Below are 293 nucleotides of genomic sequence, written 5' to 3'. Positions count from 1 at the left end.
AGTCACCTTGCTGCACGCGATAGTAGGTCGCCTTGTCGCGTGCGGCGTTCTGGCGGCGTGTCGCGGCGACGGCCTGTGGTGCGCTCTCGGCGGCGGCCAGATTGAGCACCTGGCCAACCTTGAGGTTGTTGCCCTGCAGTGCGTTCCAGCGGCGCAGGTCATGCACCGCAACCTGGTGTTCGCGGGCGATCTGCCAGAGGTTGTCGCCGTTCTTCACCTTGTAGGTGCGGCTAGCGCTGGCCAGTGTGCGTTGCTGGTAGAGCGGCTCGCTCGGCTGCGCGCCGGGTTTGCCC

General features: G+C 66.9%; 1 protein-coding gene. It reads right to left on the bottom strand.

Annotated features, from left to right (window positions below; genetic code table 11):
- Positions 1-293 (bottom strand): LysM peptidoglycan-binding domain-containing protein (locus J0A65_RS27070; protein ID WP_206597246.1); only part of this gene is annotated, 293 nt, incomplete at both ends.

The organism is Bowmanella yangjiangensis (genome assembly GCF_017255015.1).
Taxonomy (GTDB): domain Bacteria; phylum Pseudomonadota; class Gammaproteobacteria; order Enterobacterales; family Alteromonadaceae; genus Bowmanella; species Bowmanella yangjiangensis.
Note: the sequence above shows the minus strand (reverse complement) of the source record. Positions and strands in the feature narration are given on the sequence as shown.